This is a genomic window from Arthrobacter sp. B0427-1-12 (assembly GCF_059092905.1).
This window is the reverse complement of sequence record NZ_JBNHIC010000002.1, coordinates 126,526-139,705: the sequence shown is the minus strand read 5'-3', so window position 1 is coordinate 139,705 and position 13,180 is coordinate 126,526. Positions and strand designations below refer to the sequence as shown.

Sequence of the window (13,180 nt, the reverse complement as noted above, 5' to 3'; positions counted from 1 at the left end):
AGCTGGGAGTTTCCTGTTAGCAGCCTGCCGCTGCGCCGGGTATGGCCCTTTATTAAACCGCCCTCCGTTGGCAGTAGGCTTGGAGGGACATTGACCGAACCGAAGGTGATGATGCATGAGCGCGGATAAGCAGACCAGTTGGTCCTACACGGAGGCACTGCCGACCGAGGATGAGGTTCTGCTGCGCGCCCGTGAGCGCTCCTTCGAACTCGGCGTGACGCCGGTCAGCACCGGCGTGGCCGCGGCGCTCACTGTCCTTGCGGCCAGTTCCAAGGCCCAGACCGTGGTGGAATTGGGGGCAGGGGCCGGCGTATCGGGTGTGTCCCTGCTGCGCGGCCTGGCACCGGCCGGCGTGCTGACCACCATCGATTCCGACGTCGACCATTTACGGGCCGCCCGCGAGGCTTTTGCCGAGGCAGGCATCCCCGGCAACCGCACGCGCACCATTTCCGGGCGTGCCGGCGACGTCCTGCCCCGGCTGACCGATGCGGCCTACGACATGGTGTTCATCGACGCGGACAAGCCCTCGTTCCCGCGCTATGTGGAGCAGGCCGTCCGTCTGCTCAAGCCCTCCGGACTGCTCATCGTCAACGATGCACTGGACCAGGACAAAGTGTCGGATCCGGCCATCCGGGATGCTACCACCAATACGCTGCGTCAGGTCGGCAAGGCCATTCGGGAGAACGAAGAACTTTTTTCCGCTGTGCTGCCAACCGGCGACGGCCTGCTGCTGGCGGTCAAGAAGGCCGCCAGCAAGTAGACCTCAGGCCCAGTCGCGGAGGTAGGACAGCAGCAGGCGGGTTCCGTAGCCGGTGGCGCCCTTGACGACCTCGTCCTCGTCCGCCGCGGCCTGCGCCGGTCCGGCGATGTCCAGATGCACCCAGGGAATCCGCCCGACGAACTCCTGCAGGAACAGCGCCGCGAAGATTGAGCCGCCGCCCATTTTCGCGCCGGCGGGCGGGATGTGCGCCAGGTCCGCCACGGAAGATTCCATGGCCCAGGCGTATTCCTGGACCAGCGGCATCGGCCAGACCTTCTCCCCCGAAGCGTCGGCCGCGTGCCGGAACGCTTCGACCAGGGCCGGGGTGTTGCTGAACAGCGCGGCATGCCGGCGGCCCAGCCCCAGGGCAGCGGCACCGGTCAGCGTGGCCACGTCCACCAGAACATCCGGCGCCAGCTGCGCCGCAGCGTAGGAGAGCCCGTCGGCCAGCACAATCCGGCCTTCGGCATCGGTGTTTCCGATTTCGATCGTCGTTCCGCCGTAGGAGGTCACGACGTCTCCGGGGCGGTACGACGCTGCGCCCAGCGAATTCTCCGCCAGTGCCAGCAGCGCGGTAACCCGGTGCCGGACGCCGGCGGCGCCTGCTGCCGCGACGGCGGCCAGGACCGCCGCGGAGCCGGCCATGTCCGCCTTCATCGAGGCCATCGACTCACGCGGCTTGAGCGAAACGCCGCCGCTGTCGAAGGTGATGCCCTTGCCCAGCAGCACGATGTGCCTGGAATTCCGGTCCGGCCGCTGCGGGGTGTAGGAGAGCTGGACCAGGCGGGGTTCGGACGCCGATGCGGCACCGACCGCCAGGATCCCGCCGAAGCCCTCGGCCGCCAGCTGTCCGCGGTCCCAGACCCGGATGCCGAGGCCGGCGTCGCCGGCGATCCGCCGGCACTGCTCAGCCATCCAGTGCGGATTCTTGATGTTGGACGGCATGTTGGCCAGGCTGCGGGCCAACCAGGTGGCCGCCGCCGTGCTGACCGCCTGCTCCACGGCCCCGGCCGACGCCCCTGTCAGTTCCAGCCGCGCTGCCATCGGCTTCGGCGCCGCGGCCACGCCGGCGCGGGGCGGTCGGTAACCCCCCAGCAGGAAGCCTTCGACGAAGGCTTCCTGCGCCTGTTCCGCCAGCCCGTCCACGACGGTCGAGCGCACGGTACCCGCACCGACAGTGGCTTTCGCCAGGGCCGCGCCGGCCTTGCGAAGGCTCGCCGCTGAAGCATCTCCCACGCCCAGGAACAGTAACTTCGGTGCCAGGGCCCCGGTCCGGTCCGTAGGTGGTTTTGGAGCCTCGACGGTGAGGATTTCGCCGGCCTTGCCGGTGATTCCGCCGGCGTCGGCGCGGGTCGCCACGTCCACGTCATAGGCGATGGCTGCTTCCACAGCGCCTTGGCGGGGCTGCGGCGTGGCCTCTTGCGCTCCAATCGGCACGACGAGGATATCGGCTGCGTTGCCCTGTGCGGACACACCCTGCGCCGGCACACCCTGTCCGCCCGCGGATGCTCCCGAGGGCAGCACATGGATGACGGTAGGCGCCGGAGCGTGCAGTGCCGACTCCAGCACCGCCTTGGTCCGGGCCCCGGCGCCGCGGGCCGCGGACGTCCGGGCCGAAGGCTTCCAGGCGGGGCTCATCACAGCGCCTAATCGGTGGCGCTGAGCAGGCAGTCTTTAAGCTTGCCGGCTTCTTCGGCATTCAGTTCCAGGACCAGGCGGCCGCCGCCGTCGATCGGCACCCGCATGATCAGGCTGCGCCCCTCCTTGGTGACTTCCATAGGTCCGTCACCGGTTCGTGGTTTCATCGCAGCCATCTGGAATTTCCCTTCCACAGTGCGCAGCCGGGCTTGCGGCCCGGCTGTACGTCAACATCTGCCACACGGCGGCACAACAGGACGCCGTGCCTTCATTCGTCTTCATTATCCCGTAGATCGGCATGCGGTGCGAATCCGGGAAGTGGCGTGGAGCACGCCATCACGGCGGATAGTCCCCGCCTCCGGGCAGTTGCGTCCACTGCCAGAGCCAGCTGACCCAGACGATCTGCAGCAGCACGAACATCACCGCCACGGTCCCACGGTAGGCCTGGGAGCGGGACAGGAACGCTGCGCCGAGGGCCAGCGGGAACAGCGGCAGCAGCAGCCTGAAGGTGCTCGTCTGCGGATGGAGGAAAGCGAGCAGGTACAGCATGTAGGCGGCGCACCACAGGCGCATTTCCACGCCGATGCGGCGCACAGGCGCTGACCGGAGGCAGAGTGCGAAGGCCAAGGCCAGCACGACCGGGGCCGCTGCACCCAGGATCGGCCCGAACAGCATGCTGCCGGTCTCGAACCAAGGCGCGAACAGCACCAGGCCGCCGCCGCGCCACACAGTCTCCGTATCTGTGTAGGCCGTCAACTCTCCGGTGACCGCCCAGGCAATCAGCGGCCAGGCCAGGGCCGAGATTCCCGCCGCCGCGGTCAGCACCAGCAGCGGCAGCAGGCCACTCCCGTCCGGCTCCGCCGCCCGCCGTCCGGTCCACCAGCGGTACACGAGGAGGCAGCTGAGCATCGCGGCAAACGGAACGCCCGCCGGCCGCGCCAGGGACATCAATATGACGACGGGAACCGCCGCCAGCCAGCGGCCCACGACCACTAGGTAGAGCGCCGAAGCCAGCAGCAGCAGGTGCAGTGACTCCGCGTACGGTACCTGCAGGATGGGCGAAACCGGGAAGGTGGAGACGAAGACGACGCCCCAGGCCGCTGTGCCGTGGCCGGCAAAGACGCGGAACAGCCGGTAGATGACCAGCGCCGCACCCAGTCCGGCCAGCCCCGCAACGAGCGGAGCCAGCACGTCCCATCCCAGTCCGGTCAGCCCTGAAAGGGCCCGGACCGTGAACGGGAACAGCGCGTAGAATGCCCAGGCGTTCTCGGTGGCCGCCCCCGAGGCATCACGTGGAATGTCCGTGGGATAGCCTTCGGAAAAAATCGTCCGGTACCATGCGCTGTCCCAGATATTGATGAACTCCCAGTAGCTGGGCTCCGCGCCATACCACGGGTTGGGTCCCTGCTGCCGCGCCACCGCCACGAAAATGGCCAGCGAGACAGCCCGGGCCGCCAGGTAGATGAGGGCGATCTGGACGTACCAGGGCCAGCTTTCCGCCCGCGCAGCCACCCGCCCGAACGCCTGCCGCAGGGTGCCCGGGGGCTGCCCGGCTTCCACCGTTGGGTCGGACTTCGCTTCAGGGCGCATTGCGGACCCAGCACTTGGCCAGATGGTCATTGACCAGTCCAATCGCCTGCATGGTCGCATAGGCGGTGGTGGGCCCGACAAAGCGGAAGCCGTGCTGCTTCAGCGCCTTGGCCAGTGCGGTGGATTCGGCCGTGGCCGCCGGGATGTCGGCCGTCGTCGCCGGCGCCGGCCGCGGCCGCGGACGGTACCGTTCCAGCAGGGCGGCCAGGGATTCCCCCTCCGGCAGCTGCAGTACGGCCTGCGCATTGGCGATGGTAGCCAGGATCTTGGCCCGGTTCCGCACAATGCCCGCATCACCCATCAGCCGTTCAATGTCGGCCTCGCCGAAGGTAGCCACGACGGCCGGGTCGAAACCGGCGAAGGCGGCACGGAATGCCTCCCGCTTGCGCAGGATAGTGAGCCAGCTCAGTCCGGACTGGAACGCCTCCAGGCTCAGGCGCTCGAAGATTGCGGCATCGCCGGCTACCGGACGGCCCCATTCCCGGTCGTGGTACGCCTGGTACTCCACGGTGGCCGCGGCCCAGCCGCACCGGATCTTCCCGTCGTTTCCGGTAGCCGGAGAGCTCACCGCTGCCGCCATGCTTCGGCCTGCAGGTCGCGGATCTCGGCTTCCCGGGCGGCCAGTTCGGCGCGCAGCCGGTCCAGTACCTCATCCACCTGGTCCATCCGGTATCCGCGGAACGCCACGGAGAACCGCAGCTGGTCAATGTCCGCCGCCCGGGGGCGGTCCGGCAGCAGGACGGGAGGCAGGTTGGGCAGCGGCTCCGTGAGCCCCGCCAGTGCCGCAACTTCCCCGCGCTGCCATGGCGCGTGGCCGTCATCGGAAGGTCCGACGGCGGTCCTGTCCGAGGCCTGTCCGGTCACCGGCTCGCCGGTCGCGGCCTGCCCGGCACCCCCGGGTTCGGCCACGGCCCCCGGCGCCCCGCCGCCGTCGTTCCCGTTGGCATCCGGCACTTCGGCCTGCGGGCGGCGGCGGAACCCGCCGACGATCAGCAGGCCGGCAGCGCCGGCAACCACAATGGCCAGGAAAACAAGGAAAGTGCTCACAGATCAATGGTCCCAGACGGGGACCTGCGGACCTCCGACTGGCGGTCGGGATCATGGTGCTGGGCGCTGTCGGCGATGATCAGCTGGACGGCTTCGGCCGGATCGTCCACCAGGTGGACCAGGTTCAGGTCGGATTCGGAAATCATGCCGTCGTCGACAAGGGTGTGCCGCACCCAGTCCCACAGCGGCCCCCAGAAGTCCCGGCCGATCAGCACGATGGGGAAGGACGTGACCTTCTGCGTCTGGACCAGGACCATAGCTTCGAACAGTTCGTCCAAGGTCCCGAAGCCGCCCGGCATCACGATGAATCCCTGGGCGTACTTGACGAACATCGTCTTGCGGGCGAAAAAGTACCTGAAGTTGATGCCCAGGTCCACCCAGTCGTTCATGCCCTGTTCAAACGGCAATTCGATACCCAGGCCGACCGAAACTCCGCCCCCTTCGCAGGCGCCTTTGTTGGCCGCTTCCATCGATCCGGGCCCACCGCCGGTGATGACGGCAAAACCGGCTTCGACCAGCAGGCGGCCGATCTTCTCGGCGATCTGGTAGTAGTCGCTGCCGGGCCGTGTGCGTGCGGAACCGAAAACGCTGACCGCCCGTCCGATCTGAGCCAAGGTCCCGAAGCCTTCAACGAATTCGCTCTGGATCCGCAGGACGCGCCATGGATCAGTGTGCGTGAAGTCCGCCCCGTCCTTGGTGTCCAGCAGGTAGCGGTCCGCCTGGGCCACCTCGGCCTGGCTGCGGCGCAGCTCGACCGAGCCCTTGCGTCGGGACAGCGGGTGGCCCTGACCTGCATGTTCGTCGTTCACCATGGATCTAGGCTAGTCCAGTTGCGCCCGCCCTGGACCTTTGGCAGCCCGGTGTATTCCCACGCAATAGTGTCTGCTGCAAGGACAACCGTGGGCTATATCACAATATGTGATACATCACGTGACTGCAGGCACAACATTCCATAGGGTCATGACATGACAACTGATGCACCGATTGACTCCACTACGGCCACATCCACGGCGCTGGTGGCCCTGAAGAACGTCAATAAGCATTTTGGAGACCTGCACGTCCTGAGGAACATCAACCTGGAAGTCAAGCGGGGCGAGGTCGTCGTTGTCATCGGTCCTTCCGGGTCGGGGAAGTCGACGTTGTGCCGGGCGATCAACCGGCTGGAAGCCATCAACGGCGGCGAGATCACCATCGACGGCCGGAAGCTGCCGTCGGAGGGCAGGGAGCTGGCCAGGCTGCGGGCCGACGTCGGCATGGTGTTCCAGTCCTTCAACCTGTTTGCGCACAAGACCATCCTGGAGAACGTGACGCTGGGTCCGATCAAGGTCAAGGGCATGAAGAAGAGCGAAGCCGAGGCCGAGGCGATGAAGCTGCTCGACCGTGTCGGCGTCGGGCACCAGGCCCCGAAGCTGCCGGCCCAGCTCTCCGGCGGCCAGCAGCAGCGTGTGGCCATCGCCCGCGCCCTGGCCATGAAGCCCAAGGTCATGCTCTTCGACGAGCCCACGTCCGCGCTGGATCCGGAGATGATCAACGAGGTCCTCGATGTCATGGTGCAGCTGGCCAAGGAAGGCATGACCATGATCGTCGTGACCCACGAAATGGGTTTTGCCCGCAAGGCAGCGGACCGGGTGGTGTTCATGGCGGACGGACAGATCGTCGAGCAGGCCTCCCCGGAGGAATTCTTCACCAACCCGCAGAGCAGCCGCGCGAAGGATTTCCTCTCCAAGATCCTGAAATGACCAACAACCGCCGAATGTGACTATCCAGCGGCCGGCAGCGCAAGGCCGGCCAACGAAAGGAAACCGATGAAGACAATCATGAAGAAGGCGCCGCTAACGAGGAAAGCCCCGGTCTTCGCCGCCTTTGCCGCGGCAGCCCTGGCCTTGAGCGGCTGCGGTGGCGGTACCACTGAAGCCGGCAGCGAGGGCGGCGGCGATGCTCCCTACACCGTAGCCAGCGATGTCCAGCTGACCGGCAGCCCGACGTTCGACAGCATCCAGGCCGCCGACAAGGTGGTGGTCGGGGTCAAGCAGGACCAGCCGGGCCTCGGCTTCCAGGATGCCGCCACGGGCGAATACGCCGGCTTCGATATTGAGATCGCCCGGTGGATGGCGGCGGAACTGGGCCTGGGCGAAGACCAGATCGAGTTCAAGGCGATTCCGTCCGCGAACCGCGAGTCCGCGATCACCAACGGCGACGTCGACTACTACGTCGGCACCTACTCCATCACGGACAACCGCAAGCAGCAGATCGACTTCGCCGGTCCGTACTTCATCACCGGCCAGGGCCTGCTGGTGGCCGCCGACAATGAAGAGATCACCAGCGAAGCGGATCTGGCCGGCAAGAACGTCTGCTCCGCCACCGGTTCGACCCCCATCCAGAACATCAAGGCGAATTTCCCGGACACCGAAACCACCGAGTTCGAAACGTACTCCCAGTGCGTCGAAGCCCTCAAGAGCGGCCAGGCCGACGCTGTGACCACCGACCAGGCCATCCTGATCGGCTACGCCGCGCAGGAGCCGGAGGCGCTGAAGGTCGTGGGCGAGCCGTTCACCGAGGAACGCTACGGCATCGGACTTCCCAAGGGCGACGACGCGCTGCGCCACTTCTTCAACCAGAAGCTGACGGACGGCGGCGAGACCTGGTCCGCCATCTATGACAGCACCCTGGGCCAGTCCGGCACCCAGGTCGAGCAGCCGGCAGTCGACGACTACTAAAAACGTCCAGGCAGACAGCAGGTGGTGCCGCCCGGCGGCACCACCTGCCCCGCTGCAGCACCCTTCCTCCCGAACGTCCATCGAAAGCGACAGTGACCCGTGGACACACTGCTTGACAACCTCGATCTGTTTACGACCGGGTTCCGCAATACCGCGATTCTGTTCTTCTTCTCCGCCATCTTCGCGCTGGCCCTGGGAACCCTCGTGGCGGGCATGCGCGTGTCTCCGGTTCCTGCCGCCCGGGCTGCCGGCACCCTGTACGTGAACACGATCCGCAACACACCCCTGACGCTGGTGCTGTTCTTCTTCGCGCTAGGTTATCCCAAGCTCGGGCTGCCCAGCCTGGACTTCATCACCCTGGCGATCATCGGCCTGAGCCTGTACACCGGAACCTACGTCGCAGAGGCGATCCGCTCCGGCATCAACACCGTACCGCTGGGCCAGGCGGAAGCAGCCCGCGCCATCGGCCTGCCGTTCATGCAGACATTGTCCCTGGTCATCCTGCCGCAGGCGTTCCGGGCGGTGATTCCGCCGCTGATGAGCGTGTTCATTGCGCTGCTGAAGAACACCACGGTAGCCGCCGGCTTCTCGGTCGCCGAAGCCGGTGCCATCCGCGCCAACCTGTCCGAACGCGGCGAGCCTGCCTTGGTCGGGCTGCTGTGGGTCGCGCTCTTCTTCGTGCTCCTTGTCATGCTGCTCTCCACCCTGCAGCACCGCCTCGAAAAGAAATGGAAGGTGGCACGTTGAGCTCCGTCCTCTTTGATGCCCCCGGACCCAAGGCCATCCGCCGGAACCGCCTGCTGGGCCTGCTGGCCACCCTGGTCATCCTCGGCATTGCCGGCTTCATCGTTTACCGGTTCGCGGTCAGCGGCCAGTTCGATGCCGCGAAGTGGGAGCTGTTCACCTTCCCGCGGGTGCAGCAGACCATCCTGCAGGCAACCCTGGCGACGCTGCAGGCCTTCGCCTCGGCGGCCGTGCTCAGCCTGGTCCTCGGCATCGTGCTGGCCTTCGGCCGGCTCTCCGACCGCAAGTGGATCAGCACGCCCTGCCACTGGTTCACCGAGCTCTTCCGTGCCGTTCCGCTGCTGATCCTCATGATGATCATGTACTACGGCCTGCCGCCCCTCGGCGTGGAAGGCATCACGCCCTTCATCGCCGTGGTCACCGGCCTGACGCTGTACAACGGCTCCGTGCTGGCCGAGGTGTTCCGTGCCGGCATCGAAGCCGTTCCCAGCGGCCAGAAGGAAGCCGGCTATGCGATCGGCCTGCGCAAGCACCATGTGATGTCCATCATCCTGCTGCCGCAGGCGGTCCGGTCCATGCTGCCGGTGATCATCGCCCAGCTGGTCGTCATCCTCAAGGACACAGCGCTGGGCTTCATCGTCACCTATGAGGAGCTGCTGTTCCAAGCCAAGTTCTTCGGCTCGCAGGTGCAGTACGGTTCCCCGATCATTCCCGCCGCCCTGGTGGTCGGCGTGATCTATATTGGCCTGTGCCTGATCCTGGCCGGCATCGCCAAGTACGTGGAGTCCCGCATGCGCCGCAGCCCGAAGCTCGCAGGGCCGCTGGGTGCGGACACGGAACTGCAGCCGCCGGACGAAGCCACCGTGGGGCCGGCGCTGCGCTAGGCCAGCCAGGTCCGCAGGGCAGCCAGGCAGGCGCGGATGGCCTCCGCGGGCACATGCTCATTGTCCGAATGCGCCAGCAGCGCATCCCCCGGGCCGAAGTTGACCGCCGGGATGCCCAGTGCGCTGAAGCGTGCGACGTCGGTCCAGCCGTACTTGGGCTTCGGTTCCGCGCCGACTGCCGCCACGAAGCTCGCCGCTGCAGGGTGGTTGAGCCCGGGCCGCGCGCCTGCGGCGGCGTCGGTGCGGACCAGGTCGAACCCGTCCAGCAGGGCCCGCACATAGGCCTCCGCCTGCTCCACGGACTTGTCCGGAGCAAAACGATAATTGATTTCCACCACGGTCCGGTCCGGGATGACATTTCCCGCCGTCCCGCCATGGATCTTCACTGCGTTGAGGCTTTCCCGGTAATCCAGGCCATCCACCGTGATCGTGGCAGGCTGATGGTCACGCAGCCGGGCCAGGATTTCGGCCGCGGCGTGGATGGCGTTCTCCCCCATCCAGGCCCGGGCCGAATGCGCCGCCCGGCCGATAGTGGTGGCCTCGAAGCGCATGGTGCCGTTGCAGCCGCCCTCCACGGTGCCGTCCGTGGGCTCCAGCAGGATCGCGAAGTCGCCCTGCAGCCACTGCGGATGGTTCGCCACCAGCCGGCCGAGTCCGCTCAGCGACGCTTCCACTTCTTCATGGTCGTAGAACACGAAAGTCACGTCCCGGCTGGGCTCCGGCAATGTCGCGGCCAGTGCCAACTGGACGGCCACTCCGCCCTTCATGTCCGTGGCACCGCGGCCGTAGAGAATACCCTGCCCGGGAACGTCCCGATCGGCTCCGTCCAGGCTGTCCCAGCTGCCGGGCACGGTCCCGCGCGAGCCGGGCACCGTGGGCAGCGGTACGGTGTCAAGATGGCCGGCCAGGATCACGCGCTCGGCCCGGCCGAGGCTGGTCCGGGCGATGATTGCGTCCCCGTCGCGCAGCACCTGGAGGTGCCCGCAGCTGCGCAGCGCTGCCTCGATGACATCCGCCAGCGCTGTTTCGTTCCCGGACACACTGTTGATGTCAATCAGCGCGGCGGTCAGCAGGGCGACATCGTCCGTCAGGTCCAAGGCAGCAGCATAGTCGGTCACCCCTCTACCCTACCTTTGGGCAGCGCGTTGGCTGCGGGCCACGGGCCACAACTGCCGCCGCCGCTCGGTAGACTGGGAGCCATGACTGAAAGCCCCGCAACCACCGAAGCAGGCGCGACTTCCGCCGCCGCAGACCCCACCTCCCCGGCTTCCCGCCGCGCCTACGGCCTGGGCCTGGCGACGGTAGCCGCCGACGGCACCGTCCTCGACGTCTGGTATCCCCAGCCTTCCCTCGGCACCGCCGGTGACCATGCCGGCGTCGAAAAGGAGCTGGCCGCGCTGGCCGCGGAGGGCGCGGATTCCGGGCGCGGCACGGTGCAGGAAGTCGTCTCCCGCGACATCGACCTGGATGCGGCGCCCGCGGACACCGCGGACGCCTACCTCCGCCTCCACCTGCTCTCCCACCGGCTGGTCAAGCCGAATTCCCTCAATCTGGACGGCATTTTCGGTAAGTTGGCCAACGTCGTCTGGACCAACTACGGCCCCTGCGCCGTCGGCAATTTCGACCTCACGCGCCTGAAGCTGCGCAGCCGGGGCCCCGTCGTCGTCTACGGCGTGGATAAATTCCCCCGCATGGTGGACTATGTTCTGCCCAGCGGCGTCCGCATCGCGGACGCGGACCGCGTCCGCCTCGGTGCCCACCTGGCTGAGGGCACCACCGTCATGCACGAGGGATTCGTCAACTTCAACGCCGGCACCCTGGGCACCTCCATGGTTGAGGGCCGTATCTCCGCCGGCGTCGTCGTCGGCGACGGCACGGACATCGGCGGCGGCGCCTCCATCATGGGCACCCTGTCCGGCGGCGGTAAGGAACGGATCAGCCTCGGCGAACGCGTGCTCCTCGGAGCCAACTCCGGCGTCGGCATCAGCATCGGGGATGACTGCGTGGTGGAGGCCGGTCTGTACGTGACCGCCGGCACCCGCGTGAAGGTGTTCGAAACCCCCGGCGCCGAACCGCGCGAGGTCAAGGCCGTCGAACTGTCCGGCGTCTCCAACCTGCTGTTCCGCCGCAATTCCGCCACCGGCACTGTGGAGGTCCTGCCCCGCAAGGGCCAGACGGTGGAACTGAACGTGGCTTTGCACGCAAACTGACGCACCGTCCGGAGACAGCAGTGGCACGCCGCGCAGGACGTAATCAGGAGCGCCGCCGTCTGCGGACCGTGTCCGTGCTGATCCTGCTCGTGGCGCTGGTTGGCGGCGGGGTGTACCTCGCCGCCAACTACCTCACCACCACTCAGGCGCTGGTCCGCGAGCGGTGTACGGCCGTCGTCGGCACCGAGACCTATGAACTGGACCCCGGCCAGGCCGCCAATGCGGCGCTGATCTCGGGGATCTCGGTCCAGCGCGGCCTGCCGGCACGGGCCGCATCGATCGCCCTGGCCACCGCCATCCAGGAATCCAAGCTCCGCAACATCGATTTCGGGGACATGGACTCAATCGGCCTATTCCAGCAGCGCCCGTCCCAGGGCTGGGGCACGGAAGAACAGATCATGGATCCGGTCTACTCGGCCAGCCGGTTCTATGACGCGCTGGCCGAGGTCGGCGGCTATGAGGCACTGCCCATTACCGAGGCCGCACAGATCGTCCAGCGCAGCGCCTTCCCTGACGCCTATGCCGACCATGAAGGCGAGGGCCGTGCCTTTGCCTCGGCGCTGACCGGGCACTCCCCCGCATCCCTGAACTGCGTGCTTCGCACGGCGAAAGACCCGGGAGATCCGGCCCAGGTGCAGGCCGCGTTTTCACAGGTGTTCGGCCCGCTGCCGGCCGCAGCGGAGGGTGCGACGCTGAGGATCGAAGCCGCTGACACGCTCGGCTGGGCCGCCGCCCAATGGGCCGTGGCCAACGCCAAGGCACTGAACGTGGAGGCGGTGTCCTTCGCCGGGTTGCAATGGAACCGGGACGACGGCGGCTGGTCAAGTGCCGGAACACCCGACGGTACGGTCCTGGTCACCGTCGCTTCGGCTGAATAGCCCTCAGACGAGCAACTCCACCACCGGCTGGAAGAAGCTCCGGAAGATCTGCTCCTCTTCGACCAGTTCCTGGCTCATGATGACCTTGTTCGGCTCGATGTACCAGGCCCGGGGTTCGCTCAAGGGCAGTTCGATGACGGAGAGTTCGAAGCTGCGCGCATTGCGTCCCAGCTCCATCTCGCGGTCCTCGACGAGCTGGCCGAACAAAGCGCTCCGTCCCGTGGCTTCACGCGCCTGGGAGAGCCGCATGTATTCGTCCCGGCGTTCCCTCGCCCACGTCAGTGCACCCCCGAAGTGGGCCTGGAGCAGGCATTGAAGGGCAGGCAATTCGCTGAATTCATCAAAGTCCGGCGGCGACAGATCCGTCCGGGCATCCGGATGCTCCATTACCAGCTGCTCCCACCAGTACTCCCATTCCGCACGCAGCGCGTCCGGTCCACCCTTGTGGGACGTCAGCTGCCGGGGATCCGCCGCATGCACAGCGGGACGGACCGGCGACACTGCGGGTTTGCCCGCTCCCAGCATTCCGGCCACATCCCGGAAGTACAAAGCCATCAGCATCATTCCGTTGGTGTCAACGGTTATGCCCCATCCCGGTCCGCCTACATGATGCACCATCAGCCAGCCCTTCTGCAGCCTTGCAATGCTCCTAATTTACTAGGGTAGACCCAAGTGTGTCGGGTCTCTACATGTCCCTGCGCTGCCTGGCCTT

The 13,180-nt window shown here is 66.9% G+C and carries 15 protein-coding genes; 7 read left to right on the top strand and 8 right to left on the bottom strand.

Going from position 1 to position 13,180, the window contains the following annotated elements; all coding sequences use genetic code 11:
- Positions 1-115 precede the first annotated feature (115 nt).
- Positions 116-760, top strand: coding sequence for an O-methyltransferase (locus AC5RWU_RS02870; RefSeq protein WP_494028043.1), 645 nt, complete (start codon positions 116-118; stop codon positions 758-760).
- A 3-nt stretch (positions 761-763) separates the two neighbouring features.
- On the opposite strand, the gene AC5RWU_RS02865 is transcribed toward AC5RWU_RS02870, so the two are convergent.
- The 6 genes from AC5RWU_RS02865 to AC5RWU_RS02840 form a co-directional block, all read right to left on the bottom strand.
- A complete protein-coding gene (locus tag AC5RWU_RS02865; RefSeq protein ID WP_494028044.1) occupies positions 764-2,398 on the bottom strand; it encodes a leucyl aminopeptidase family protein in 1,635 nt (544 codons plus the stop codon).
- An 8-nt stretch (positions 2,399-2,406) separates the two neighbouring features.
- A complete protein-coding gene (locus tag AC5RWU_RS02860) occupies positions 2,407-2,574 on the bottom strand; it encodes a DUF3117 domain-containing protein (RefSeq protein ID WP_494028045.1) in 168 nt (55 codons plus the stop codon).
- A gap of 160 nt (positions 2,575-2,734) precedes the next feature.
- A complete protein-coding gene (locus tag AC5RWU_RS02855; protein ID WP_494036891.1) occupies positions 2,735-3,988 on the bottom strand; it encodes a hypothetical protein in 1,254 nt (417 codons plus the stop codon).
- Positions 3,978-4,568: a DNA-3-methyladenine glycosylase I gene (locus AC5RWU_RS02850; protein WP_494028047.1), complete on the bottom strand. Its 591-nt coding sequence runs from the start codon at positions 4,566-4,568 to the stop codon at positions 3,978-3,980. The genes AC5RWU_RS02855 and AC5RWU_RS02850 overlap by 11 nt, the downstream gene beginning before the upstream one ends.
- Positions 4,553-5,035: a DivIVA domain-containing protein gene (locus tag AC5RWU_RS02845; protein ID WP_494028048.1), complete on the bottom strand. Its 483-nt coding sequence runs from the start codon at positions 5,033-5,035 to the stop codon at positions 4,553-4,555. Before AC5RWU_RS02845 ends, AC5RWU_RS02850 begins: the two co-directional genes overlap by 16 nt.
- The gene (locus AC5RWU_RS02840) at positions 5,032-5,847 is read right to left on the bottom strand and encodes an LOG family protein (protein ID WP_494028049.1); all 816 of its coding nucleotides are present in this window, start codon (positions 5,845-5,847) and stop codon (positions 5,032-5,034) included. Before AC5RWU_RS02840 ends, AC5RWU_RS02845 begins: the two co-directional genes overlap by 4 nt.
- Positions 5,848-6,000: 153 nt before the next feature.
- Between AC5RWU_RS02840 and AC5RWU_RS02835 the strand changes: the two genes are divergently transcribed.
- The 4 genes from AC5RWU_RS02835 (at position 6,001) to AC5RWU_RS02820 (ending at position 9,380) form a co-directional block, all read left to right on the top strand.
- Positions 6,001-6,774 carry an amino acid ABC transporter ATP-binding protein gene (locus AC5RWU_RS02835; protein WP_494028050.1) on the top strand — a complete coding sequence of 258 codons (774 nt, stop codon included), beginning with the start codon at positions 6,001-6,003 and terminating at the stop codon, positions 6,772-6,774.
- Between the two features lie 66 nt (positions 6,775-6,840).
- Positions 6,841-7,752 (top strand): glutamate ABC transporter substrate-binding protein, encoded by a 912-nt coding sequence (locus AC5RWU_RS02830; protein ID WP_494028051.1) that lies wholly within the window; start codon positions 6,841-6,843, stop codon positions 7,750-7,752.
- A 99-nt stretch (positions 7,753-7,851) separates the two neighbouring features.
- A complete protein-coding gene (locus AC5RWU_RS02825; protein WP_494028052.1) occupies positions 7,852-8,499 on the top strand; it encodes an amino acid ABC transporter permease in 648 nt (215 codons plus the stop codon).
- Entirely contained in the window at positions 8,496-9,380 is an 885-nt protein-coding gene (locus tag AC5RWU_RS02820) for an amino acid ABC transporter permease (protein WP_494028053.1), read from the top strand. Before AC5RWU_RS02825 ends, AC5RWU_RS02820 begins: the two co-directional genes overlap by 4 nt.
- On the opposite strand, the gene dapE is transcribed toward AC5RWU_RS02820, so the two are convergent.
- Positions 9,377-10,498 (bottom strand): succinyl-diaminopimelate desuccinylase, encoded by a 1,122-nt coding sequence (gene dapE / locus AC5RWU_RS02815; protein ID WP_494028054.1) that lies wholly within the window; start codon positions 10,496-10,498, stop codon positions 9,377-9,379. The two genes, AC5RWU_RS02820 and dapE, sit on opposite strands and share 4 nt — an antisense overlap.
- Before the next feature lie 81 nt (positions 10,499-10,579).
- On the opposite strand from dapE, the gene dapD reads away from it, so the two are divergent.
- Positions 10,580-11,590, top strand: a complete 1,011-nt coding sequence (gene dapD, locus AC5RWU_RS02810; RefSeq protein ID WP_494028055.1) for a 2,3,4,5-tetrahydropyridine-2,6-dicarboxylate N-succinyltransferase — start codon at positions 10,580-10,582, stop codon at positions 11,588-11,590.
- A 20-nt stretch (positions 11,591-11,610) separates the two neighbouring features.
- Positions 11,611-12,468 carry a hypothetical protein gene (locus tag AC5RWU_RS02805; RefSeq protein WP_494028056.1) on the top strand — a complete coding sequence of 286 codons (858 nt, stop codon included), beginning with the start codon at positions 11,611-11,613 and terminating at the stop codon, positions 12,466-12,468.
- A gap of 3 nt (positions 12,469-12,471) precedes the next feature.
- On the opposite strand, the gene AC5RWU_RS02800 is transcribed toward AC5RWU_RS02805, so the two are convergent.
- Positions 12,472-13,083, bottom strand: a complete 612-nt coding sequence (locus tag AC5RWU_RS02800; protein ID WP_494028142.1) for a hypothetical protein — start codon at positions 13,081-13,083, stop codon at positions 12,472-12,474.
- Between the last annotated feature and the right edge of the window lie 97 nt (positions 13,084-13,180).